Below are 25010 nucleotides of genomic sequence, written 5' to 3'. Positions count from 1 at the left end.
GGGCGCGGGCCGGTCAGGTGGCGGCCGTCCGGCGGGCGCCGTCGGCCAGCAGCTGGGCCAGGTGCACCCCGGTGGTGGCCGACAGGTCGGCGGCCTGGGTGCGGCAGGAGAACCCGTCGGCCAGCAGGACGGCGCCCGGGCCGGCGGCGTCCAGGGCCGGCCGCAGCTGCTGGTCGGCCACCGCGACGGAGACCTCGTAATGCCCGCGTTCGACCCCGAAGTTGCCGGCCAACCCGCAGCAACCGCCGAGCCGCTCCACCGTGGCACCGGTGCGGGCCAGCAGTCGGGCGTCGGCGTCCCAGCCCATGACGGCGTGGTGGTGGCAGTGCGGTTGGGCGACCACCTCGACACCGGCCAGCGACGGTGGTGACCAGTCGGGGTCGCGGGTCAGCAGCTCGGCCAGGGTGACGGTGGCCGCGCTGACCCGACGGGCCGCCGGGGTGTCCAGGATCTCCACCACGTCGCTGCGCAGCACGCCGGTGCAGGAGGGCTCCAGGCCCACCACGGGCAGGCCGCGGTCCAGGGCTGGGCCCAGGGCGTCGACCGTGCGGCCCAGGATGCGACGGGCGCCGTCGAGCTGGCCGGTGGTGATCCAGGTGAGCCCGCAGCAGGTCGGCTCCGGGGTCAGCTCGGGGGCGTACCCGGCCTCGGTGAGCACCTGGACGGCGGCGCGGCCGACCTCGGGGGAGAAGTGGTCGGTGAAGCTGTCCACGAACAGCAGGACCGGCGTGCCGACGGCCGGCCGGTCGGCGGCGGTGCGGTCGAACCAGCGCCGGAAGGTCTCCGGTGCGAAGGAGGGGATGGAACGCCGGGCATCCACCCCGGCGACGAAGAGCGCCACCTGCCGCAGACCGGGCAGCCCGATCACCCGATTGGCCAGCCGCGGCATCCGGGAGGCCAACCGCGACCAACGCGGCAACCAGCCGAGGGAGTAGTGCGACCGGGGGCGGAGCCGACGGCGGTAGGACTGGTGCAGCACCTCGGCCTTGTAGGCGGCCATGTCCACACCGGTGGGGCAGTCCGAGGCGCAGCCCTTGCAGGACAGGCACAGGTCCAGGGCCTCGTGCACCGCAGGGGAGCGCCACCCGTCGACCAGGTCGCCGTCGATCATCTCCTGCAGCACCCGCGCCCGGCCGCGGGTGGAGTCCTTCTCCTCCTTGGTCGCCAGGTAGGAGGGGCACATGACCCCACCGGTGGCGGTGGTGTCGGCCCGGCACTTGCCGACGCCGGTGCAGCGGTGCACCGCCTGGCCGAAGTCGCCGCCGTCGGAGTGGTAGGCCAGCGCCAGCGGTGCCCGCACCGGGCGGGCCGCGGAGACCCGGATCCCCACGTCCACCGGGTCGGGGTCGACCAACACCCCCGGGTTGAGCAACCCGGCCGGGTCGAAGGTGCCCTTGATCGACCGGAAGAGGCCCAGGACGGCCGGTGAGTACATCCGGGGCAGCAGCTCGCTGCGGGCCCGGCCGTCGCCGTGCTCACCGGACAACGACCCGCCGAAGCCGACGACCAGGTCGGCGGCGTCGGTGAGGAAGGACCGGAAGCGGGCTGGTCCGTCGGCGGCCCCCAGCGGGAAGTCCAGCCGCACGTGCACGCAGCCGTCGCCCAGGTGCCCGTAGGGCATCGAGGTCAGGCCGTGCTCGGCGACCAGCCCGTCGAAGGCCCGCAGGTAGTCCCCGATCCGGGCCGGCGGGACGGCGGCGTCCTCCCACCCGGCGTGCGCCGGCAGACCGGACGGGGCCCGACCGGCCAGCCCGGCGCCGTCCTCTCGGATCCGCCACAGCTGCGCGGCCCGGGCGACGTCCTCGACCACGGTGCTGTCCACCGCACCGGCATCGGCCAGCATCGCGGTGGCCCGTGCGCGGGCGGCGCCCAGGTCCTCGTCGGCGATCTCCACGAACAACCAGGCCGCACCTCCGGGGAGATCGGGCACGGCCTGCGGTCCGCGCCGCCCGCGGACGACGGCCACGATGCGGGAGTCGATGCCCTCGCAGGCGGTGGGGGAGTGGGTCAGCAGGGCGGGGACGGCGTCCCCGGCGGCCCCGAAGTCGGGGTAGCCCAGGACCACCAGCAGCCGGTGGGCCGGGTCCACGACCAGGTCCACGGTGGCCTCGGTGACCACGGCCAGGGTGCCCTCGCTGCCGACCAGCAGGCCGGTGACGTCGAAGCCGTTCTCCGGCAGGAGGGAGTGCGCGGCGTACCCGGAGACCTGCCGGCCGAAGGTGCCCAGCTCGGTGCGCGCCACGGCCAGGCTGCTGCCGATCACCCCGTGCAACCCGTCCAGCAGGACGGCGGGACCCTCGACGGTCGGTCGGCCGCGACCGTCCCGGCCGGTGGTCAGCCACGACCCGTCGGCGGTCAGTGCCCGGACGCCGGCGGTGTTGTCCGAGGTCCGGCCGTAGCCCAGGGTCCGTGACCCGCAGGCGTTGTTGCCGATCATCCCGCCGATGGTGCAGCGGGTGTGCGTGGAGGGGTCCGGACCGAACCGCAGCCCGTACGGCCGCGCGGCGGCCTGCAGCCTGGCGTGCACCGTGCCGGCCTGCACGCGGGCGGTCCGGGCGGCGGGGTCGACGTCCAGCACACGGTGCAGGTGCCGGGCGAGGTCGAGCACCACGCCCGGGCCCACCGCGTTGCCGGCCACCGAGGTCCCCGCCCCGCGGGCGGTGACCGGCACCCCGAGCTCGCGGCACACCTGCAGCGTCGCGGCGACGTCGTCCTCGTGCCGGGGCCGGACGACGGCCTGCGGCACCACCCGGTAGAGCGAGGCGTCGCTGGAGAACGCGGCACGGGAGGCGGTGTCGACCAGCACGTCGGCGACACCGGCGGCAGCCAGCCGGGCGGCCAGCTCCGCCGGGGACGGGGACGGGGTCGGGGCCGCTGCCCCGGCGCGGGGGAGGAGCTCGGTCATGCCATGTCGATGGCGATCTTGAACTGCCCGACCGCCGGCCGGACGGCGGCGGTGAACGCCTTCTCCACGTCGGTCACCGGGAACACGTGGCTGACGTAGCCGTCCCGCAGGTCGGGGTGGGCGGCCAGGTGGGTGTTGGCGTCCTCAAGGACCCGGCGCCGCTCCAGGGTCACCCCGGAGCGCAGGGTGAGGTTCTTCCGGAGGAAGGTCATGATGTCGAAGGGGTACACCCAGTCGTCGGGGATGCCGAAGTAGAACACCTCGCCGCCGAAGGCCACCGCCTGCAGACTCGCCTTCATGGTCGACACCTGGTGGCCCACCGCCTCCACGACCAGGTCCGGGCCGCCGATGTCGGGCAGCGAGGCCGCCCAGCGCTCGGCCGCGGCCGGCACGACCTCGTCGACGCCGAACAGCGACCCTGCGTCCGTGCGGTCGATCCGGTCGACCCCGATGACGTGTGCCGCCCCGCGGGACTTCAGCACGTGGCTGAACAGCAGCCCGATCGGCCCCTGCCCGATGACCGCGGCCGTCTTCCCCCGCACGTCGCCCATCTGCTCCACCGCGTACAGCACGCAGGCCAACGGCTGCAGCATGACGGCGGTCGAGGGGGGCAGGGCCCGGTCGTAGCGGGCCAACCCGGCGCCGTCGCTCACCACCAGCTCGGCGATGCCGTTGAAGGCCGAGGCCCAGCCGACGACCAGGTCACCGACGGCGTGCTCGGGGTGCTCGCTGGCCAGCACCTCACCGACGATCTCGTGCAGCGGGAAGCCCGGGGTGCGGGTCGCCCACACCCCGTCGTCGGCGTCCCCCATGGGGAAGGGGGCGCCGCGGAAGTTGGGGAGGTCGCTCCCGCAGATCGCCCCTGCGCGGGTGGCGAGGAGGACCTGGCCGGCGGTCAGTGAGCCGGCCTGGGGAGCGGGGACCTCGGCCTGGTCGAAGGCGAACGGTCCGCTGAGCATCTGCGCCCACATGTCTGGTCTCCGTCGGGTCAGACCGCGGCCGAGGCAGCGGTCGGGGGTGTGGAGGGGATGTCGAGCTGGGCCAGGGCGTCGTCCCAGCCGACCGGGCGGGCCAGCAGCCGGCGGTAGCGGGAGACGAGCTTGGCCTGGTTGAACCCGACAGCGGCGACCAGGTGGTCGCCGCGGCGGTACAGAGCGAGGAACTTCTGCGCCTGGGTCGAGCCGTGCGCGACGACCACCTCGTCGAAGTCCACGGTGGAGCCCACGACCTGCAACTTGTGCTGGTACTGGTCCGACCACACCCAGGGCACGGTGCTGAAGTCGGTGACCTCGCCGTACCCGTGCTCGGCCAGCAGCCGCAGGGCTGCGTGCCGGCCCTGCCTGATCGCGTTGTCCCAGTGCTCGACCCGGCGGAACTCCCCGAACCGGTGGTTCGGCCACCGGGCCACGTCACCGGCGGCGACGATGCCCGGCGCAGCCAGCAGGCTCGCGTCGCACTCGACGCCGTTGTCCACCGCCAGCCCGCTGCCGGCCAGCCACCCGGTGTTCGGGACGACGCCGAGGCCCAGGACGACCAGGTCGGCGGGCACGCTCGTGCCGTCGGCGAGCTCCACCGACTCCACCCGGCCCGTGCCGTGCAGCCCGGCCACCGCCGTACCGGTGCGGACCCGGACCCCGCGGGTGCGGTGCTCGTGCATGACCGCCTCTCCCACCTCAGCGCCGAGCACCCGCTCGAACGGGGCGTCCTGCACCTCCAGCACGGTCACCTGCAGCCCGCGTTCGACGCAGGCCGCGGCCACCTCGGCGCCGATGAACCCACCGCCGACGACGACCACGTGCGCCGGGGTCTCGTCCAGGTCGGCGCGGAGGGCGAGGGCGTCGTCCAGGGACCGCAGCACGTGCACCCCGGGGAGATCCGCGCCGGCGAGCGTGCGGGGGGCGGCGCCGGTGGCGATGACCACCCCGCCCGGGAAGGCCTGGGTGGACCCGTCGGAGCAGGTCACCCGGGGCCCACCGGGGTCACCGGTCGCCAGTCCGGTCGCGCTCACGCCCACGGTCCAGCGGACCCGGGGGTCCTCGACGGTCTCCAGTGCCACCCGCTCCGGGTCCCAGACCCCGCGCAGCACCTCCTTGGACAGCGGCGGGCGGTCGTAGGGGAGCTGCGCCTCGGCCCCGATGACGGTCACCGAGGTGACCGCCGGCGACTCGACCAGGGTCTGCACGGCGGTGAGGCCGGCCAGCGAGGCCCCCACGACGGCGATCGGACCCACCGGGGGGCTCACGCCGACAACCTGCTGAACAGCGACGCCGGGGTGGTGACCAGCATGGTGTCGATGTCGGCGTCGCTGACCCCGGCGGCGCTCAGCGCGGGCAGGACGACGTCGGGGATGTGGGTGGGGACCCAGGTCGGGAAGAACTGCTGGGCCCGGCCGGGAGGACCCCAGTCGGAGTACAGCACCGTGTCGTGGGACAGCGCGATCCGGTCGGCGTACCCCTCCTGGCACAGGGTCGCGATCATCGACACCCGCTCCTCCAGGGTCGCCGTCCCGGGCTGGTAGAGCCCGAACCGGTCGTGGCCGATGACCGCACCGGAGGCGGCGATGCCCCGGAGATAGTCCAGATCGGTGGAGTCCCCGGAGTGCGCCACGACCACGGTGGCCGTGGCGGCTCCCTCCTCGGCGAAGATCTCCAGGATCCGGCCGCCGTTGGCGTCGGCCGGGTGGGTGTGCGCGGTGATCGGGGCGCCGGTCTGCGCCGAGGCGTAGCCCGCCGCCCGCAGGATGCGCTCGTTGTTCGGGGTGATCCCCGCGGTGTCGGTGGCGACCTTGATGGACTGCGCCTTCACCCCGGAGTCACCGATCCCCACCGTGATGTCGCGCAGGAACATCTGGGTGAGCACGTCGTCGGCCACCGGGCCCGGTGCCCGGTGGGAGAGGTGGTAGGGCAGGAAGTCGAAGGTGTAGATGCCGGTGGACACCACGATGTTCATGTCGACCCGGTCGTTCACCTCCCGGACGAAGTCCATGTCCCGGCCGTGGAAGAACGCGGTGCAGTCCAGGATGGTGGTGACGCCGCGGTCCCGGAGGGCCTGCAGCGCGGCGGTGACGCTGTCCACCCGCTCCTGCCGCTGCCCGGACCAGGCCAGCTCGGGGTAGTCCCGGGCGAACTCGGCCGAGATCGAGATCAGGTGCTCGTGCACCAGGGTGCGGCCGAGGTCGGCGATCGGCACGGGGCCGCGGACGGTGTCGACGGTGTTCATCGGGGGTCTCCTCGGTCCGGTCAGTCGTGGAGGGCCAGGGCCCGCTTGGGGCACACCCGGACGGCGGAGGAGACCTCGGCCCGCTCGCCGTCGGACACGTCGTCCTTGAGCACCAGGAGCTCGTCGTCGTCGGTCATCTCGAAGTGCTCGGGCGCCTCGACGGCGCACACTCCGTTGCCGTCGCACAGGTCCCAGTCGACTGTCACCTTCATCGCGCATCGCCTCCGTCGGTCGGTGCCGCAGCCGGGGTGGCTGCGGAGTCGTGGTCGCCCGGGGGCCGGGCGAAGCGGGTGGTCCAGTCGGCCGTGCGGCGGGCATCCCGAGCGAGGCCTGCGACCACGTAGCCGACGTCGCTGCCGACGGTGACCAGGCGGGCACCCCGGGCCAGCAGCGACTCGGCGTGGTCGGGCCCCAGGCCGGCCACACCGGCGATCAGCCCGTGCCGCTGCGCGGCGGCGACCACCAGGTCGATCTCTGCGTCGACGGCGTCCCCGCGCGCCGAGGCGGCCAGCCCCCTGCCCAGCGCCAGACCCAGGTCGACCGGGCCGACGAACAGGCCGTCCACACCGGGGGTGGCGGCGATGGCGTCCACCGCGTCCAGCGCCTCGGCGGTCTCGATCATCACCAGGCAGGTGGGCGGCGCCTGACCCGACACCGCCTCGTAATAGCGGCGCACCGGGCCGAACGAGCGGGTGCCGTGCGGCGGGTACCGGGTCGCCTCCGCGGCCGCACGGGCCTGCTCGGGGGTGGACACCATGGGCACCACCACGCCGATCGCACCCAGGTCGAGGGCGCGCATGATCAGCCCGGGGTCGTTCTCGGTCACCCGCACCACCACGCTGCTGCCGCCGAGCTCCACGGCCTGGATGAGCGGCAGCAGGTCCCCGGCCGACGTCGCACCGTGCTGCATGTCCAGCAGCACCCAGTCCAGGCCGCCCCGCCCGAGTGCCTCGGCGGAGGCGGACGAGGGTCCGGCGCCCCACAGTCCGTAGGTCGGTCGGCCCTCGGCCATCGCTGCCTGGATCACGTTCATGCGTTCCCCGTCCACGGGTTCCCGGAGGGCCGGGGCCGCGGCCTCATTGCCGGCGGCGATCCCGAGTCTGTGGTCGGGGCCACAGCCCGGGCCAATACCCGGTCGCATTCCGGGCGGTTATGGCTCGGCGTCCTCGATAGCCATCGGCGATGGTCGTGGTTGTTGGACCGGGACGTGGCACCGGTCACAAGGTGTCCCGGTACGCACCCCCACCCGCCCGGGCCACGACCACGCGGTCGCCGCCCCGAGGAGAGCCGATGCCACCGCCCCCGCTCCGCCCGGACCCGTCGTGATCGGCCTCCGCTGCCCCTGCGGGCAGGAGCTGGTCGGCGCAGACGAAGCCGAGCTCGTGGTCGCGGCCAACCGGCACCTGGACCAGCGCCACCCCCGGCTGTCCGGCACCTACACCGACGACGACGTCCTCGCCCTCGCCTACCGCCTCCCGGCGCGCGCGGCAGCCCCACCCACCCCCGCCGGCCCGCCGGCCCGCACCCCCCAGGAGCAGCGACCGTGAGCGTCACCGTCGACGAGTTCGTGTACGACCCGTTCTCCCCGGAGGTCATGCGGGACCCGATGCCGTTCTACGAGGTGCTGCGCGAGCACCACCCGGTGTACTACGTCGAGGCCTACGACACCTTCTTCCTCTCCCGGTTCCAGGACGCCTGGGACTTCCTGGACCAGACCGACAACACCTTCGTGACCAACGAGGGCAGCGTGTTCAACCGGGCCGACCTGCTGCGGCACAACGACGGGCCCACGGCGGACGAGGCGACCTCGCCCTTCCTGCCCTCGCACCTGCGGTTCGGGGCGCCGGTCTACGAGCTGGTGCGCCAGGCGCACGGCAAGCAGCTGCGCCCGGGTTCGGTGCGCAAGCTCGAGCCGTTCATCAGGGGGATGGTCCGCTCCCGGCTGGACGAGCTGGTGCCCCGCGGACGGTTCGACCTGGTGCACGAGTTCGGCGGCATCACCGCGGTGTCGACCATCTGCCACCTGTTCCACATCCCGCTGGAAAGGGCCGGCGAGGTGCTGGACACGATCAACGGGGTCACCGCCACCAGCGCGGACGGGCAGGGCTTCGTGGACGTGCCGGAGCTGCAGGGGAAGATGGTCGGGTTCCTCCAGGAACGGGTCACCGAGCGGCGTGCCGAGGGTGCCGACGGCAGCTGGCCACTCGTCGACGGGATGCTCGAGTTCCGGATCGACGGCCGCGAGCTGACCGACCTCGAGATCGCCGTCCAGCTCACCTGCGTGCTGGTGGGCGGCAGCGAGACGTTGCCCAAGGTCGTCGGGCACGGTCTCCTGGAGCTCGCCCGGCACCCCGACCAGCTCGCCGAGGTCCGCTCGGACCTGGCCGGCAACTGCGCGGCGGCCGCGGAGGAGATGAACCGCTACTGCGGCCCGGCCCAGTGGTTCGGCCGCACCGCCCGGGTGGAGACGACGGTCGCCGGCCAGGTGGTGCGGCCGGGTCAGCGGGTGGTCTACCTGACCCAGTCCGCCAACCGCGACCCGCGCGAGTTCGACCGGCCCGACGACTTCGTCTGGAACCGGAGCATCCCGCGGACGTTGGCCTTCGGCCGCGGCCAGCACTTCTGCGTCGGCATCCACGTCGCCCGCCTCGAGGAGCGCATCCTGCTCGAGGAGTTCCTCACCCGGGTGACCGACTACGAGGTCGACGTCGACGTCGACGCCGCCGTCCGCAAGCCCTCCAGCTTCCAGTGGGGCTTCAGCCACCTCCCGGTCGTGGTGACCGGCACCGCCACCTGACCCGCCCGAACCGACCTGAACCCACCGACGGAAGAGGACCAGCACCATGGAGCACACGGACTACCGGGGCAAGCGCGTCGTCGTGACGGGCAGCTCCTCGGGCATCGGCGCGGCGGTCGCCGGGGCCCTGAGCGAGGCGGGTGCACAGGTGCACGGCGCCGCGCTGCAGGGGTCGGCCGACGGGCTGGCGTCCTTCACGGTCGTGGACTTGGCCGACCCGGCGTCCATCACCGCGGCCGCCGACGCCATCGGCGGACCCGTCGACGCCCTGTTCAACTGCGCCGGGGCCACCCCGCTGATCGACCCGGTCGAGCTGCTCAAGATCAACTTTCTGGGCACCCGGCTGTTTACCGAGAGCCTCGTCCCGCTGATGACCGAGGGCAGCGCGATCGTCAACGTGTCCTCCGACGGTGGTTTCGGCTGGCGGCAGAAGCGGGCGCTGCTCACCGAGTTCGTCGGTCTGCCGACCTTCGACGCGGGTGTCGAGTGGTACTGGGAGCACCAGGAGCAGGCTGGGCACAGCTACTCCTTCGGCAAGGAGGCGCTCGACGTCTGGACCATGCAGCAGTCGGCTGTCCTGATCGGCCGGGGGATCCGGATCAACGCGGTCAGCCCCGGCGCGGTGCAGACCCCGATGCTCGACGCCATCGCCGCGACCTTCCCGGCCGAGATGATCGACGCGGTCACCCATCCCATCGGTCGTCGCTCGACCCCGGCCGAGCAGGTGGGGCCGATCCTGTTCCTGGGCAGCGACGCGGCCTCCTACGTCAACGGCATCGACCTGCAGGTCGACGGTGGGTACTGGGCTGCCCGGTCGGTGGCCGGCCAGCTCGACTGAGCCCGGCCTGCTCGAGCTGGTCCTGACCGACTGACCCCGACCATCCGGGACGGAGGAGCCCACCGTGACGGCTGCCGACGACCGGCCGGGGCTCGCGGCTGTGCTGGACCAGCTGGACGATGCCCTCGAGCGGGGGCTGGACCTGGGTGCCGTCCTCACCCTGGTGGCAGCGCGGTCCGGGTGCCGGGTGGGCGCCGTCCTCGGCGACGGCACGGAGGTGGCCGCCCCACCGGGCATCGCGGCGCCGCTGGACCGCCGGGTGCGGTGCCTGGCCGACGGGATCGAGGTGTGGCTGGCCCCGGGCGATCCCGTGCCGGTGTGGTGGCCCGGTGCAGGAGCCGACGGTGGCACCGGTCCGGACGCCGCGGACGTGCTGCTGCGCCGGTTGGGCATCGCCGTCCGGTGCTGCCGTCCGGTGGGCGGAACCGTCGTCGACCCGGGCGCCGCCGTCGACCCGGGTGTCCCGCTGGAGGAACGGACCGCGGTCCTGCGCCGGCTGGGGTTCGGCGGGACGGCACCGATGACCGTGGCAGCGGTGCGCGGACCGGTGGCGGCGGTCGAGGAGTTCCTGGGCCGGGCCCGGTCGGCGGGGTCCTGCGTGCACCGACCGACGGACGACGGGGCGCACCTGGTGCTCGCCCGCGGGGTGGTGGACTGGGTCGGCCGGCCGGTGCCCGTCGGCGTCGCCTGCGGGACGGGTCCAGCAGTCGCCCCCGCCGGTCTGCCCGCGGCCTGGCGGCAGGCACGGGCTGCACTGCGCTTCGCGCTGCCGAGCACCCAGTCGGTGCATCCGCCCTCGATCGCCTCGTCCGTGGTGGTGGAGGGCGACCGGCTGGGTCCCTACGCCGTCCTGGCCGAGCAGCTCTCCCCCGAGCGGATCGCGCAGATCCCCGACGTCCGCTGCCTGGAGCACCTCGTCGAGGAGTGCGGCCCGGAGATGCTGCGCACCCTGCTCGCGGTGGCCTCGACGGACTCACTCCGCCAGGCCGCCCGCGACCTGCACGTGCACCACAACTCGGTCGCCCACCGGGTGCGGCGGGCCGAGCGCGCACTGGGCTTCGGCTGCACGGAGCCGTTCGGCCGGGCCCGGTTGCTGCTCACCCTCAGCCTGCACCGGTTGCTGGCCTCGCACCGGGTGGGCTGACCGGCGAGCCAGGTGGCGCACAGGTCGCGCCACCTGACCGGTGACGGCGATCACGCACGGGGGCACCGTCGGGGGGACCCACCACGCACTCGAGGAGCCCGACATGACCAGCTCGACCGCCGGCCGCACCGACCTGGATGCGATCGTCATCGGGGCCGGGTTCGCCGGCATGTACGCCCTGCACCGGCTGCGCGACGACCTGGGCCTCGAGGTGCAGGTGGTCGAGCGCGGGACGGGGGTCGGCGGCACCTGGTACTGGAACCGCTACCCGGGAGCCCGCTGCGACGTCGAGTCGATGTCCTACTCCTACTCCTTCGACGAGCAGCTCGAACAGGAGTGGGAGTGGACCGAGCTCTACCCGGCCCAGCCGGAGCTGCTGGCCTACGCCGAGCACGTGGCGACCCGGTTCGACCTCCGCCGGGACATCGCGTTCGGCACCGTCGTCGAGTCCGCCACCTTCGTCGAGGCGACCCACCGGTGGACCGTCGCCACCGACGACGGTCGCGAGTACACGGCGACCTACCTCGTCACCGCGGTCGGGTGCCTGTCCGCCTCCATGATCCCCGACATCCCGGGCCTGGACGAGTTCACCGGGCGGGTCCTGCACACCGGCCGGTGGCCGCACGAGGGGGTGGACTTCACCGGACGGCGGGTGGCCGTGGTGGGCACCGGGTCCTCCGGGATCCAGGTCATCCCGCAGCTCGCCGGGCAGGCCGAGCACCTGACGGTCTTCCAGCGGACCCCCAGCTGGTCGCTCCCCGCCCGCAACCGGCCACTGGGACCGGAGGAGGTGGCCGACACCAAGGCCTCCTACCGCAGGCTGCGCGCCGACAACGCCGTGGCGCCCTCGGGGACCCGCCTCCGGCCACCCGTCGGATCCACCACGGACTTCACCCCCAGCGAGCAGACGGCCGAGCTCGCCCGCCGGTGGGAGGACGGCGGCGCGGCGTTCCTGGCCACCTTCACCGACACCGCCCGGGACGAGCGGGCCAACGAGGTCCCGGCCGGCTTCGTCCGGGACAGGATCCACGAGATGGTGACGGACCCGGCGACGGCCGAGCTCCTGACGCCGCGCACGCACCCGATCGGGGCCAAGCGGATCTGCCTGGACACCGACTACTTCACGACCTACAACCGGCCGGGTGTGAGCCTGGTCAGCGTCCGGGACACCCCGATCGAGGCGGTCACCGGGACGGGGCTGCTCGTCGGCGGTGTCGAGCACGAGGTCGACGACATCGTCTTCGCCACCGGGTACGACGCGATGACCGGGCCGCTGAACGCGATCTCCGTCCGGGGCCGGGCAGGGCGCTCGCTCCGGGATGAATGGGCTGCAGGACCGCGCACCTACCTGGGCGTCGCGACCGCGGGGTTCCCCAACCTGTTCATGCTCACCGGTCCGGGGAGCCCCTCGGTCCTGGTCAACATGGTCGTGTCCATCGAGCAGCACGTCGACTGGGTCACCGAGCTCGTCCGGTACACGCGGGCCTCCGGCGTGGTCTCGATCGAGGCGCAGGCGAGCGAGCAGGACGCCTGGGTCGAGCACGTGGGGGAGCTCGCCGCGACCACGCTGTTCCGCAAGGCGGCCTCGTGGTACCTGGGCGCGAACGTGCCCGGCAAGCCCCGGGTCTTCATGCCCTACGTGGGTGGCATGGGCCGGTACCGGGCCACCTGCGACCAGGTGGCCGCGGCCGGCTACCCGGGCTTCGTGCTGCAGCGGGCCGACGGATCCGTCGTCCCCGTCGCGCCGCCGGTCCCAGTGCCGGCGGTCGTCTGACGCTCCCTACCTGACCCTGGAGGCACCCATGGACCCCGCTCCCCGCCGCACCGGCACTCGCCACCTCGTCGACCCCGAGATCGCGGATCCGCTGGACTCGTTCCCGCCGTTCGACCTGACCGCCGAGAGCCTGCCGGCGGTCCGCCGGGGCATGGCTGCCCTGCAAGCGGGCAGGCCCGACCCCCGGGAGCTGTTCCCGGCGGTGCTCCGCACGGAGGAACGGGTGAGGGGGGTCGACGGCGGGCCCGACGTCCCGGTGCGGCTCTACCGGACGGGCACGTCGGCCACGCCCACCGCCGGTCTGGTGTGGTTCCACGGCGGTGGGTTCGTGATGGGCACCGCCGCCGACGACGACCTCATGTGCTCCCGGTTGGCCGCCGAGACCGGAGCGGTCGTGGTCTCGGTCGACTACCGACTGGCCCCCGAGACCGTCGCACCCGGGCCGGTGATGGACGGCTACGCCGCGCTGGCCTGGCTGGCGGGGCACGCCGAGCAGCTCGGGGTGCACCCGGCCCGGCTGGCCGTCGGGGGTGCGAGTGCCGGTGGCGGGGTGGCGGCCGCGGTGGCCGTGCTGGCCCGTGACCGCGGCGAGATCCCCCTCGCCCTCCAGCTCCTGGTCTACCCCATGCTGGACGACCGCACGGCGTCGTCGATCGAGCCGCCCGCCCACGCGGGCGAGTTCGTCTGGACCGCCCGGGACAACCGGTTCGGGTGGGCCGCCCTCCTCGGGCGCCCGCCCGGTGGCCCCGACACCTCGCCCTACGCAGCGGCTGCCAGGGCTCCCGACGTCACCGGCCTCCCGCCTACGTTCCTGGCCGTGGGGGCGCTGGACCTGTTCCTCGAGGAGGACGTCGAGTTCGCCCGGCGGCTGATCCGTGCGGGCGTCCCGACCGAGCTGCACGTGTACCCCGGCTGCTACCACGGGTTCACCATGGTGCCCACGGCCCGGGTCAGCACCGCCCACGACCGGAACGTGCTCGCCGCGCTGAGCAGGCTGTGCGAGGGGTGACCCGGGCCGGCCGAGGGCGGTCAGGCCACGGTGGTCGTCAGGGTGACCGGCACGTTGCCGCGGGTGGCGTTGGAGTAGGGGCAGACCTGGTGGGCGGCCTCGACGATCGCGTCGGCCGCGGACTGGTCGAGGCCGCCGAGCTCGACGTGCAGGGCGACGACGAGGTCGAACCCACCCTTGCCGTTCGTGTCCACTCCGACCTCGGCGGTGACGCTGGCATCGGAGATCGTGGCGTCCTGCTGACGGGCGACCATCTTCACCGCGGACAGGAAGCAGGCCGAGTAGCCGGCGGCGAACAGCTGCTCCGGGTTGGTGGCGCCACCCGGTCCGCCCATCTCTGCCGGGATCGCCAGCTGGTGATCCAGGAAGCCGTCCGAGGACCGGGTGTGGCCCTTGCGGCCGTCTCCGGTCGTGGTGGCGAGAGCGGTGTAGATGACGGCCATGGTGGTGCCTCCCGGTGCGCGGATCGAGTCCCGCTGACGCATTGACGATTGACTAGACAGTGTGTCAGCCTACAGCCGTCGGTGATCTTCGCCACGCACGAACCCGTCACCCGTCGTTGGCGTTGTCGCGCTGCTCAGGCGTCGACCGGCACCACCTCGGCACCCTGATCGACCGACCGCGCACAGGTCTTCCTGACGCAGGTGAGAGGACGTCATGCCCGTAGCCACGACAGCGACCTACGACAGGCTCTTCATCGGCGGTGAGTGGGTGGCGCCGGACTCCGACCGGACCATCGACGTCGTCAACCCGGCGACGGGCCAGGTGATCGGCAGCGTGCCGGCTGCATCGACCGGTGACGTGGACCGAGCCGTCGCCGCCGCCCGCCGGGCGTTCGACTCCGGGTGGGCCACCGCACCGGTGGAGGACCGGCGCGAGGTCCTGCGCCGGATCGCCGACGGCTACCGGCGCCGGGCCGAGGAGTTCGCCTCCCTCATCACCGACGAGATGGGGTGTCCGATCAGCGTCTCGCGGTGGATGCAGGCCGGCACGCCGGTCATGCAGATCGAGGCCTACCTGGAGCTGTCCCGCGAGTTCGCCTTCGAGGAGGTCCGGCGGACGGCGACGGGGACGGGGCTCGTCGTGAAGGAGCCGGTGGGGGTCGTCGCCGCGGTGATCCCGTGGAACTCACCGCAGGCCAGTGCGATGTTCAAGATCCCTCCGGCGCTCATCAGCGGCTGCACCGTGGTGCTCAAGCCGGCCCCCGAGACCGCGCTCGACGCGATGCTCTTCGCCGAGATGCTCGAGGAGGTCGGGGTGCCGCCGGGGGTCGTGAACGTCGTCCCCGCCGACCGCGACGTGAGCGAGTACCTGGTCTCGCACCCCTCGGTCGACAAGGTGGCCTTCACCGGGTCCACCGCCGCCGGACGACGGATCGCGAGCCTGTGCGGCAACGACCTCCGGCGGGTCACGTTGGAGCTGGGCGGCAAGTCGGCCGCCATCGTCTTCGCCGACGCCGATCTCGACGCCGCCGTGGCTGGCGCCCGCATGGGCTCCCTGCTGAACACCGGCCAGGTCTGCAGCAACAAGACCCGGTTCCTGGTGCAGGACGAGGTGTACGACGACGTCGTCGAGCGGCTGGTGGCCTTGATGGACGCGGTCGTGCTCGGCGACCCCCGGGACCCGGCCACGGAGATGGGTCCCGTCGTCTCCGTGCGCCAACGCGACCGCGTCCTGGACTACCTCGCGATCGGTCAGCGCGAAGGCGCCAGGCTCGTCCGCGGTGGCGGGATCCCTGCGGGGTTCGAGGTCGGTGCCTGGGTCGAGCCGACCCTGCTGGCCGGGGTGGACAACGCGTCGCGGGTGGCCCAGGAAGAGGTCTTCGGCCCCGTCCTCACGGTCACCCCCTTCCGTGACGAGAGCGAGGCGGTCCGGTTGGCCAACGACTCCGTCTACGGGTTGAGCGGTGCCGTGATGACCGCCGACCTGGACCGGGCGATGCGGGTCGCCCGCGGTGTCCGGACCGGTGGGATGAGCATCAACGGGGCCTCCGCCGGGCTCTCCGCGCCCTTCGGTGGCTTCAAGTCCAGCGGCATCGGCCGGGAGATGGGCACCGAGGCATTCGCCTCCTACACCGAGGTCAAGGCGATCGGGGTCCCCCCGTCGTTCGGCACCGACATCGACGTGAACAGCGACACCCACACCGACACGGAGGCAGCCCGATGACGAACGAGACGCCCTCGCCCACGGCCCTGGGGTGCCTGGCGGCACTCGACCAGCGGATCGCCCGGGACACCGACACCGAACGGCTCTCCCGGTGGCGCTTGCTGCGCGAACGCCTGGTCGGTGAGCTGGTCGGCGACCTCGGTCTGATCGAGGCAGGCACGGCGCCCGGGTTCGAGCTCGCCAGCACCGTGGTGGGCTCTCCGCCCATGACCCTGGACCGGGAGAGGTTCCTCGGCATCATGCAGTCCTCCACCGCCGCCGGCGCGATGTCCTGGGTCGACTGGGACCACCTGGTCCTCGAGGGCGATGTGCTGATGGGCGACGGCCGGATGCACGCGGTGACCGGCCGTGCCGGTCCGACCGCCACGGTCGCCGTCACCCCCTTGGTCATCGTGCTCGAGTTCACCGCCGACCAGATCGGTCGCGAGGTCGTGTGGATGAACAGCGCGCAGCCCACCACCTACGACGCCGAAGGCGTCCCCACCCGCGACGACCTGCTCGCCGAGCTGGCGGGCCGGTGAACGCGGCGGCGCCCCTGGCCGGGGTCCGGGTCCTGGACGCCACCACGACGGTCGCCGGGATGACGGCCACCATGCTCCTCGGGGACCTCGGTGCCGAGGTGGTCCGGTGGGCGGAGCCCGAGCTCCTCGCCCCGGGTGAGGTCATGTGGGACCGCAACAAGCGGGTCGTCCCCCCCAGCCAGAGGGCGTTCACCGCTGCGCTCGCGGGATGCGACGTGCTCGTGACCACGGCGGAGGAGACCGGCGAACTCGTGGACCCGGGCTCCTGCGGGCCCCGCCTCGTCCACCTGGAGATGCCCCCCGTGCTGGCCTCGGTGACGGCTGGACCCCGGGCCTATGAGGCCATGCTGCTCGCCGAGATGGGCGTGGCCGGCCGTCAGTCCTCCCACTCGGGTGCCCCGGTGGACGTCGTGGTCCCCTTCGCCAGCTACATGCAGGGCATCTGGGCGGCCACGGCAGCAGCGGCCGCCCTGGTCGAGCGGGACAGGTCCGGTCTCGGTCAGCACGTGCTGGTCGACGCCCGGCACGGTGCCCTGGCGGCCGCCACGACGACGTTGCTGCTGGACCCCGCCGCGCCGGCCTCGAACACCGCCGTGGGTCCGCACGGTCCGACGCCGAACTACGCGCCGTACCTGTGCTCCGACGGGCACTGGACGTTCCTGGCCGCGCTGTCCCCGAAGTTCCAACGGGCGGCCTTCGCCGTGCTGGGCATCCCGGAGGTCATGGACGACCCGCGCATCGCCGGTGACGGCTCCCGGTTCTTCCACCCCGACAACCAGCACTGGGTGCGGGCGCGGATCGCGGCTGCCTTCCGCACCGGGTCCCGGGAGCACTGGCTCGGGGCGCTCACCGCTGCCGGCGTGCCCTGCGGGCCGGTGGGCGAGGTGGAGGACTGGCTCCAGCACCCGCAGATGGTGGCCATCGGGCAACACGTCGAGGTCACCGACCCGGAGGTCGGGCCGGCGACGATGCCCGGGGTCCCGGTGACCTTCTCCCGCAGCCTGCCGCCGGCACCGGTCGCACGCGAGCTGGCCCCCTCCTTCGACGGCTGGCACGGACCCGGCCGGGAGGTCGCGGCCGCGGACGAGGCGACCGGCGCGGCCGTGGCCCCGGTGACCGGCTCCGGCCCCCTCGCCGGGGTCCGGGTCCTCGACCTGGGCACGGTCGTGGCCGGTCCGTTCGCCGGCAGCCTGCTGGCCGATCTCGGCGCGGACGTGATCAAGGTCGAGCCGCTCGACGGTGACCCGTTCCGCCCGATGGGCGCGCTCTACAACCGCGGCCACCGGGCCATCGCGATCGACCTGCGCAGCGATGCGGGCAGGGAGACTCTCCTGCGGATGGTCGAGCACGCCGACGTGGTGCTGGACAACTTCCGCCCCGGGGTGCGCGAGAAGCTGGGCATCGACCACGCCTCGCTCGAACTGCGCAACCCGGCGGTCATCTCGGCCTCCATCACCGGGTTCGGCACCGTCGGTCCCATCGGTGGCAACCCGGGCTTCGACCCGGTCCTGCAGGCGATGTCGGGGATGATGAGCCTGCAGGGCGGAGCGGCCGAACCGGTCTTCCACACCGTGGCGGCGAACGACCTGTCGGCCGGTGTCGCCACGACGCTCGCGGTGTGCGCGGCGCTCCTGGCTCGCGCCACGTCCGGGATCGGCCAGCAGGTGTCGACCTCGCTGGCTGCGGTCTCGGCCTACATGCTCTGTGGCGAGCTGGTGGCCTACGAGGGGCGCGGCCCGGTGCCGCGCGGCGGTCGGGACCACCCCGGCCCCGACCCGCTCTCCCGGTTCTACGCGGCGTCCGACGGCTGGGTCCGCGTCCACGCGGCCGACGCCGCCGTCCTGGTTCGTGCCGGCCTGCTGACCGACCCGGGCCTGCCGGCGGAGGCGCTGGCCGGCGAGGTCGCCGCGGCGGTCTCCGCGCTGTCCTGCGACGCGGTCGTCCGCGCGCTGCACGGCGCCGGCGGGCACGGCGTCCGCGCCCGGACGTCGGCGGACCTCGCGAACGACCCCGCCCTCCTGGCCTCGGCCCACCTCGAGTCCGTCGTCCGCAGCGACGGCAAGCGCTTCGTCCTGCCCGGGAAGCGGGCCCGCTTCAGCCGGACCGAGCGCGACCACGAGCTCACGTTCTGCGGACTCGGCGAGCACACCGAGGTCGTGCTGCGGGAGACCGGGCTCGCCCCCGAGGAGATCGAGCAGCTGCGCGCAGACGGCACCGTCCTCGCGAGCTCGGCACCGTTCTGGTTCGACATCGCCGCCTACCGCTGACCCCCATCCACCCGGACACAGGAGACAGACCATGCGCAACCACACCCGAGCAGCCGTCATGTGGGAGAGCGGGAAGCCCTGGGAGATCGTCGACCTGGTGCTGGACGACCCGAAGGACTTCGAGGTCCTGGTGCGCATCGAGGCCGCCGGGATGTGCCACTCCGACGACCACATCCGTACCGGTGACTCCACCGTGCGACTGCCCATCGTGGGGGGGCACGAAGGGGCCGGCGTGGTCGAGAAGGTCGGCAGCAAGGTCACCCGCACCCGGGTGGGCGACCGGGTCGTCGTGGCCTACATCCCGGTGTGCGGCACCTGCCGCTACTGCTCGACGGGCCGCCAGTACCTCTGCGACAAGGGACTGCACGCCGGGACCGGGATGATGCTGGACGAGACCTACCGGTTCCACTCCGGCGACCAGGACCTCGGTGGGTTCTGCGCCACCGGCACCTTCTCGGAGCGACTGGTCATCTCCGAGAACTCCTGCGTCCCGCTGCCCGACGACATCTCCTTCGAGCTCGGCGCGATCCTGGGGTGCGGCGTACCGACCGGATGGGGCAGCGCCGTCAACGTGGCCGGCGTGCGGTCCGGCGACGTCGTCGTGGTCTACGGCTGCGGTGGGATCGGGGTCAACGCCGTCCAGGGGGCCGCGATGTCGGGGGCGTCCAGGGTCGTCGTCGTGGACCCGGTGGAGATGAAGCGCGAGCGGGCGATGGAGTTCGGGGCGACCCACACCTTCGCCACGCACGACGAGGCCTTCGACTTCGTCCGCCAGGTGACCTGGGGTCGGCTCGCCGACCACTCCATCATCACGGTGGGGGTGAACACCGAGGAGGCGACCAGCCAGGCCATCAGCATCGTCGGCAAGGGCGGGGTCATCACGGTGACCGCGGTCGGCGCGATGAAGGACGACCAGGTCAAGACGAGCGGCAACATCCTGCTGGGCTACGGCAAGCAGATCCGGGGCTCCATGTTCGGTGCCTGCAACTACCTCAGCGACCTGCCTCGGTTGATGGACCTGTACCGCGAGGGGCAGCTCAAGCTGGACGAGCTGATCACCAACCGGTACAGCCTGGACGACGTCAACGTCGGCTACGACGACCTCCTCGCCGGGCGCAACCTGCGCGGCGTCATCACCCGGTTCTAGGACGTGCTCGTGGGGGGACGGAGATGACCGGGCTGCGAGGTGAGGCCGCGATCGTCGGGATGGTGGAGCTGCCGGCGCGCCGCAGGATCGAGGGACCCGGGGCGTTCTCCCTCGAGGAGTGGGCCGACCTGGCCCGGCTGGCCCTGGCCGACGCAGGCATCGAGGCCGACCGGGTCGACGGCCTGGTCATGGGCCAGCTGGCCGAGACGGCCTACTTCGGTCCCTCGACCCTGGCCGAGTACCTCGGTATGGAGGTGAGCCTGGGGGAGTCGGTCGACCTGGGCGGGGCCACCGCCGCCGGAATGGTGTGGCGAGCGGCCGCAGCCGTGGAGCTGGGCATCTGCGACGTCGTCCTGGCGGTGGCACCAGGTGGGTTGCGGCGACCGCAGTCGCCGCACTTCGAGACGAGCTCGGAACCGTGGTTGGGTGCCTCCAGTGGCCGCTACGGCTCCCCCAGGCCGAGTTCGACATCCCCTACGGCAACCTGGGTCAGAACGCGCCCTACGCGCAGATCGCCCGTCGGTACGCCCACGAACACGGCTGGGACGCCGCAGCCCTGGCGAAGATCTCGGCCGACCAGCGCACCAACGCCTGCGCCACCCCCGGAGCGGTGTTCCACGGCAAGCCGATCACCACGCAGGACGTGCTGGACAGCCCGATGATCGCCGACCCCATCCACCTCCTGGAGATCGTGATGCCCTGCGAGGGGGGAGCTGCGGTCGTGGTGGCGGGGAGGGACGTCGTCCGCCGGGCCGCGCACCGGCCGGTCGTCGTCGCCGGGTTCGGCGAGCGTGTGGCGCACAAGACGCCGACGTACGCCCGGGACCTCCTGACCAGCCCGTTGGAGCACGCAGCAGCACGGGCGTTCGCCATGGCCGGTGTCACCCGCGGCGACGTCGACGTCGCCTCGATCTACGACTGCTACACGATCACGGTCCTCATGAGCCTCGAGGACGCCGGCTTCTGCCCCCGGGGGTCCGGTGCGGCCTTCGTCCGCGACCACGACCTCACGTACGCAGGAGACTTCCCGCTCAACACCGCCGGGGGTCAGCTGGGGTACGGCCAGGCCGGCATCGCCGGCGGGATGCACCACGTGTGCGACGGCGTCCGCCAGGTCTCCGGTCGTGCCGGTGCCGCGCAGGTGGCCGGGGCCGACGTGGCCTTCGTCAGTGGCAACGGCGGGATCATGAGCGAGCAGGTCGGGCTCGTCCTGAGGGGGGCCTGATGAGGTACGTCGACGGACTGCCGGTCCCGGTGCCCACCCCGGTGAGTGCGCCCTACTGGGCCGCGCTCCGCGAGCACCGGGTCCGCATCCAGTACTCGCCGTCCTCCGGGCAGTGGGTGTTCTACCCGCGGCTCCTGGCTCCGGGCACCCTGGCCGACGACCTGGAGTGGCGGGAGATCAGCGGCGCCGGCCACCTCTACAGCTTTACCGTGGCCACCCGGGCCACCGCGCCGCCCTGGGCCGGCCGGTCGCCACAGCACCTGGCCATCGTCGAGCTGGCGGAGGGACCCCGGCTGACCACCGAGCTGGTGGACGTCGAGGGCACCGACCTGCACATCGGGATGTCGCTGGATCCGGTGTTCGTCGACGTCCCCGGTGCCGACGTCACCCTGCTCAAGTACCGGCCGAGCAGACAGCCTGCGACCTGAGGGGGTCAGGCGGTCGGGCGCTCGTCTGCCGTGGGCGGGGTCAGGGCCACGAGCCACACGTCGGTGAGCACGTCGACCAGGTGGGTCGGGTCCTCTTCCCACTCCCGGGACAGGAGGACCAGCGCGCCCCGCAGGTTCACCATCAGCAGGGAGATGCGCAGCGCCAGGCCGTCCTGATCACCTGTCGGCCAGCGTTCCCGCAGCAGGGGCATGTCCTGCACGACCGGGCTGAGGGGGTGCTGCAGCAACTCGCCCTCGACCACCTGGGCGACGGTGGCGGCCGAGATGACCGCCTTGTGCTCGAGGGTCCACCGCACGGCGCGGGTCACCCAGGCGTGCATCTCCGCTCGGGAACCCGACTCGAGCGTTGCGTCCAGGTCGCCGTAGAACGCCTCGACCTCGGGTCCCAGGCCGAGGTACAGCACCTCGAGGAGGTCCTTCTTGCCGGAGAAGTGGAGGTAGAAGGTCGCCCGGCCTGCACCGGCCCGGGCAGCGATGTCATCCACGGTCGCGCTGGCATAGCCGACGTCGCTGAACACCGCAGCCCCGGACTCCAGCAGACGGGACCTGGTGAACAGGCGCTGCTGGTCGCGGATGGACGACCGACCCTCCCCGACGCTCATCAGCAGCGATCGTGCCAGACGGGTCGTTCCGCCCGGACCGGTCGCCCGTGCTCGATCAGTCGTGCGCGGTCAGCCAGGCCGCGATGTCCCGCATGCCGGTGGCGAAGGCGGGCTTGCGCGGCTTGTTCAGGAACCCGTGCTGCGCCTCGACCACCGTCTCCCGCACCTCTGAGCCTGCTGCCCGGAGCTCGGCCGCGAAGGTGTGGCCCGACTTCCGCAGCCGGTCGTTGCGGGCGTCGACGAGGAGGGTGGGTGGGAAGTCGCGGAGGTCGGCCCCGCCGGGGAACGGGTAGCCGGGTGCGAGCGCGCCCGGTTCGCCGACGTAGTTGAGGTTCATCCGCCGGGTCATCGTCGGGTTGAAGGCCCACTTGGCGAGGATGCCGCTGAGCTCGGACTCGACCTGCTCGTCCTCGGGGAGGACCGCGTGGAAGGTGCCGTACGCGAGGACCGCGGAGCGGGGGAGGGGCAGACCCTCGTCCCGGAGCCGCAGGACGGTGGCGGCGGCGAGGTTGGCGCCGGCGCTCCCGCCGCCGATCGCGATGGGACCACCACTGGCCTCGATCAGTGCCCTGGCCACGTCGACGACGTCGTCCAGGCCGGCGGGGTAGCGGCCGGGGTGCGGGGTGAGGTCGGGGTCCCGCCAGGGCAGCGCCCGCGGGGCCAGCCGGTAGTCCACGGTGCGCACCGGGGTGCCGGCAGCGGCGAGGAAGCGGGCCGGCGCGTCGGACTCCTGCTGGTCCAGACCTCCGCTGGTGAACCCTCCGCCGTGCACCCACAGCAGGGCGGTGCGGGCGGCCGGTGACGCCGGGCGGTAGTCCCGGACGGGGATCTCCCCGCCCCGTCCGGCGACGACCCCGTCATCGACGACCACGACGTCAGGTCCGGTGTGTCCACTCACGAGGTGCTCCGATCGACAGGGGGGAGAGCAGAGAGGTCGCGGCGCAAATCGGCCAGGACGGCCTCGTCGACCGAGGCGGCGGCCATGCCCAGCAGGGCGTTGACCGACAAGGAGTGGGCCATGGAGACCATCGGGTTGCTCACCAGTTCGGGGATGTGGCGGGCGATGACCTCGTGGCTCTCGGGATCGGCGAGCACGTCGCCGACGGGGGAGCGGTCCAGGTCCCACCGGGTGGTGGAGGCCTGCTCGGCAGCAGCGGGGTCGCGGTGCGGCGGCGTGGCAGGGGCCCAGTCGACGTACCGCAGGCCGGAGCCGACGGCGAACGTCGGGTCCTGGGTGTCGTCGGGGACGTCGGAGTGACCGGCCTCGACGGCAGCCATCGAGGAGGGCAGCTCGAAGGGGAGCCGCCCCCGGGGCTCGAGCTCACCGAACAGGACCCGCACGAAGGCCTCGTCGTGCGAACCGAAGTTCACGATCAGCGTGGCGACGTCGTCGACGAACGGCGCGACGATCGCCGGCCGGTCGAGGTACACGTCGACGACGGTGGGCACCACCGCTGCGATCTCGCGGATGTGCGCGAGCTCTCCAGGGTGGAAGTCCAGCGAGCCGGCGTGGAAGAAGTTCTCCAGCTCGCCGGGCTTGCCACGGTTCTCCCACGGCGCGACCGTCCGCAGGACCGCGACGTCGGCCTCCTCGGGCGTGGCGACGACCGTCGCCCAGCGCCGCAGCACCACGGCGTCGATGCCCTCTGCGTAGACCCGGGTGTTCGGCGCCAGCGGCAGGCGGGCCGCTCCGTCGTGGTTCGTGAGCAGCGTCTGGGCGTGCGCCTGGGTCTCGACACCCTGGCGTCGCGCCTCGGGCGATCCGACGATCGTCGCGGCGGCCTCGACGTCCACGAACGGGTCGTCGAAGAGCCCGAGCCGGAACTTCTCCCGCAGGAGCCGCCGTACGGACTGGTCCAGCCGCGCCTCGGTCACATGCCCGTCCTGCACGAGGCGCTCGAGGCGGGCGGGTTCGGTCTCCCCGCCGAACTGGTCGACCCCGGCGTCGATGGACTTGACCATCCGCTCGTCCTCGGTGAGGTCCTCGACCCCCCAGAACTGGCGCGAGACGATGCCCCAGTCGGTGCAGATGATCCCCTGGAAGCCCAGCTGGTCCCGCAGGATGTCGGTGAGCACGACCTTGTTGAAGTTGAACCCGACCTCTTCGAACTCCGTGCCGACCGGCATGCCGTAGTACGGCATCATCTGCGAGACGCCGGCGGCGATCAGCTTGCGGAACGGCTCGAGGTGGTAGTCGAAGTTGCCGCCGGGGTAGACCTGCTCCCGGCCGTAGGAGAAGTGCGGGTCCTCGCCGTCCTTCTGGGGCCCACCACCGGGGAAGTGCTTGGCCATGCCCGAGACGGACGCCGCGCCGACCTCGGCGCCCTGGAGTCCGCGCACGTAGGCCGCACCCAGTCGGCCGACGACGTCGGCGCTCGATCCGAAGGTCGTGCTGGCGCGTGACCAGCGGGGCTCGGTGGCGATGTCGACCTGCGGGTGGAGGGCGGTCCGGATCCCGACGGCGAGGTACTCGCGGCGAACGGTGTCGGCGAACCGCTCGACGAGCTCCGGGTCGTCCAGCGCGCCGAACCCGAGCATCTCGGGCCACTGGGAGAACGGGCCGGCGAGCAGGGAGGTGGCGGGGTTGTCGCTGAAGGCGTGCCGAGGGTCGGTCGAGAACGTCACCGGGATCTGCAGCGGGGTGCGCCGGACCTCCTCCTGGACGGCGTTCGTCCACTGGGCGATCTCTCGGGCAGACGGGGCCTGCAGCAGGTTGAAGTGGGTGATCCCCCGGTCGATGAGCACCCGTCCCGAGGGCAGGCCGAAGATGCCCGGGGCGTCGAAGTCACCGAAGGGGAGGATCGGGTGGAACATCAGCGCGCACTTGTCCGCCACGGACATGCGTGCCAGCAGGTCCTCGACCCGCTGGTCCGTGGTCAGCTGCGGGTCCTGGTACGGGAAGCGGGTGGTCGCTGCGCTCATGGGTGGGCCCTTCGTCGTCGTACGT

21 protein-coding genes and 1 pseudogene are annotated in these 25010 nt (G+C 72.9%); 12 read left to right on the top strand and 10 right to left on the bottom strand.

The window, feature by feature from the left end:
- Positions 1–13: 13 nt before the first annotated feature.
- The 6 genes from F1C76_21845 to F1C76_21820 are packed head-to-tail and all read right to left on the bottom strand — an operon-like array spanning position 14 to position 7265.
- The gene (locus tag F1C76_21845; protein ID QNG38828.1) at positions 14–2905 is read right to left on the bottom strand and encodes an FAD-binding protein; all 2892 of its coding nucleotides are present in this window, start codon (positions 2903–2905) and stop codon (positions 14–16) included.
- Positions 2902–3876 (bottom strand): zinc-binding dehydrogenase, encoded by a 975-nt coding sequence (locus F1C76_21840; GenBank protein ID QNG38827.1) that lies wholly within the window; start codon positions 3874–3876, stop codon positions 2902–2904. Before F1C76_21840 ends, F1C76_21845 begins: the two co-directional genes overlap by 4 nt.
- Positions 3877–3893: 17 nt before the next feature.
- Positions 3894–5369, bottom strand: a complete 1476-nt coding sequence (locus tag F1C76_21835) for an oxidoreductase (GenBank protein ID QNG38826.1) — start codon at positions 5367–5369, stop codon at positions 3894–3896.
- Entirely contained in the window at positions 5144–6124 is a 981-nt protein-coding gene (locus F1C76_21830) for a phosphotriesterase-related protein (protein ID QNG38825.1), read from the bottom strand. The genes F1C76_21835 and F1C76_21830 overlap by 226 nt, the downstream gene beginning before the upstream one ends.
- Before the next feature lie 20 nt (positions 6125–6144).
- Positions 6145–6336, bottom strand: a complete 192-nt coding sequence (locus tag F1C76_21825) for a ferredoxin (protein ID QNG38824.1) — start codon at positions 6334–6336, stop codon at positions 6145–6147.
- On the bottom strand, positions 6333–7265 hold the full coding sequence (locus F1C76_21820) for a hypothetical protein (protein ID QNG38823.1): 933 nt from the start codon (positions 7263–7265) through the stop codon (positions 6333–6335). The genes F1C76_21825 and F1C76_21820 overlap by 4 nt, the downstream gene beginning before the upstream one ends.
- 181 nt (positions 7266–7446) lie before the next feature.
- Here F1C76_21820 and F1C76_21815 point away from each other — a divergent pair, with 181 nt between their 5' ends.
- The 6 genes from F1C76_21815 to F1C76_21790 all read left to right on the top strand — a co-directional run bounded on the left by F1C76_21815 (position 7447) and on the right by F1C76_21790 (position 13686).
- Positions 7447–7671: a hypothetical protein gene (locus F1C76_21815; GenBank protein QNG38822.1), complete on the top strand. Its 225-nt coding sequence runs from the start codon at positions 7447–7449 to the stop codon at positions 7669–7671.
- A gap of 47 nt (positions 7672–7718) precedes the next feature.
- Positions 7719–8921 (top strand): cytochrome P450, encoded by a 1203-nt coding sequence (locus F1C76_21810; GenBank protein QNG39466.1) that lies wholly within the window; start codon positions 7719–7721, stop codon positions 8919–8921.
- A gap of 46 nt (positions 8922–8967) precedes the next feature.
- Positions 8968–9759 (top strand): SDR family oxidoreductase, encoded by a 792-nt coding sequence (locus tag F1C76_21805; protein ID QNG38821.1) that lies wholly within the window; start codon positions 8968–8970, stop codon positions 9757–9759.
- A 64-nt stretch (positions 9760–9823) separates the two neighbouring features.
- Positions 9824–10903, top strand: coding sequence for a PucR family transcriptional regulator (locus tag F1C76_21800; GenBank protein QNG38820.1), 1080 nt, complete (start codon positions 9824–9826; stop codon positions 10901–10903).
- Between the two features lie 103 nt (positions 10904–11006).
- Entirely contained in the window at positions 11007–12677 is a 1671-nt protein-coding gene (locus F1C76_21795; protein ID QNG38819.1) for an NAD(P)/FAD-dependent oxidoreductase, read from the top strand.
- Between the two features lie 28 nt (positions 12678–12705).
- On the top strand, positions 12706–13686 hold the full coding sequence (locus tag F1C76_21790) for an alpha/beta hydrolase (GenBank protein QNG38818.1): 981 nt from the start codon (positions 12706–12708) through the stop codon (positions 13684–13686).
- 20 nt (positions 13687–13706) lie between these two features.
- Here the strand turns inward: F1C76_21790 and F1C76_21785 are convergent, their stop codons facing one another.
- Complete coding sequence (locus F1C76_21785) at positions 13707–14129, bottom strand: organic hydroperoxide resistance protein (GenBank protein ID QNG38817.1); 423 nt, start codon at positions 14127–14129, stop codon at positions 13707–13709.
- Between the two features lie 214 nt (positions 14130–14343).
- Between F1C76_21785 and F1C76_21780 the strand changes: the two genes are divergently transcribed.
- The 6 genes and pseudogenes from F1C76_21780 to F1C76_21755 all read left to right on the top strand — a co-directional run bounded on the left by F1C76_21780 (position 14344) and on the right by F1C76_21755 (position 21440).
- Positions 14344–15852, top strand: a complete 1509-nt coding sequence (locus F1C76_21780; protein ID QNG38816.1) for an aldehyde dehydrogenase — start codon at positions 14344–14346, stop codon at positions 15850–15852.
- Positions 15849–16373 (top strand): hypothetical protein, encoded by a 525-nt coding sequence (locus F1C76_21775; protein ID QNG38815.1) that lies wholly within the window; start codon positions 15849–15851, stop codon positions 16371–16373. The genes F1C76_21780 and F1C76_21775 overlap by 4 nt, the downstream gene beginning before the upstream one ends.
- Positions 16370–18640, top strand: coding sequence for a CoA transferase (locus tag F1C76_21770; GenBank protein ID QNG38814.1), 2271 nt, complete (start codon positions 16370–16372; stop codon positions 18638–18640). The genes F1C76_21775 and F1C76_21770 overlap by 4 nt, the downstream gene beginning before the upstream one ends.
- 31 nt (positions 18641–18671) lie before the next feature.
- Positions 18672–19787, top strand: coding sequence for an NDMA-dependent alcohol dehydrogenase (locus F1C76_21765; GenBank protein QNG38813.1), 1116 nt, complete (start codon positions 18672–18674; stop codon positions 19785–19787).
- Between the two features lie 23 nt (positions 19788–19810).
- A pseudogene (locus F1C76_21760) lies at positions 19811–21012 on the top strand (thiolase family protein).
- A complete protein-coding gene (locus tag F1C76_21755) occupies positions 21012–21440 on the top strand; it encodes an acyl dehydratase (protein QNG38812.1) in 429 nt (142 codons plus the stop codon). Before F1C76_21760 ends, F1C76_21755 begins: the two are co-directional and overlap by 1 nt.
- Positions 21441–21445: 5 nt before the next feature.
- On the opposite strand, the gene F1C76_21750 is transcribed toward F1C76_21755, so the two are convergent.
- The 3 genes from F1C76_21750 to F1C76_21740 are packed head-to-tail and all read right to left on the bottom strand — an operon-like array spanning position 21446 to position 24985.
- Positions 21446–22063 (bottom strand): TetR/AcrR family transcriptional regulator, encoded by a 618-nt coding sequence (locus tag F1C76_21750; GenBank protein QNG38811.1) that lies wholly within the window; start codon positions 22061–22063, stop codon positions 21446–21448.
- A 55-nt stretch (positions 22064–22118) separates the two neighbouring features.
- Complete coding sequence (locus tag F1C76_21745; protein ID QNG38810.1) at positions 22119–22961, bottom strand: alpha/beta hydrolase; 843 nt, start codon at positions 22959–22961, stop codon at positions 22119–22121.
- A complete protein-coding gene (locus F1C76_21740; protein QNG38809.1) occupies positions 22958–24985 on the bottom strand; it encodes a glycoside hydrolase family 3 protein in 2028 nt (675 codons plus the stop codon). Before F1C76_21740 ends, F1C76_21745 begins: the two co-directional genes overlap by 4 nt.
- Positions 24986–25010 lie beyond the last annotated feature (25 nt).

Source organism: Geodermatophilaceae bacterium NBWT11, from assembly GCA_014218215.1.
Taxonomy (GTDB): domain Bacteria; phylum Actinomycetota; class Actinomycetes; order Mycobacteriales; family Geodermatophilaceae; genus Klenkia.
Note: the sequence above shows the minus strand (reverse complement) of the source record. Positions and strands in the feature narration are given on the sequence as shown.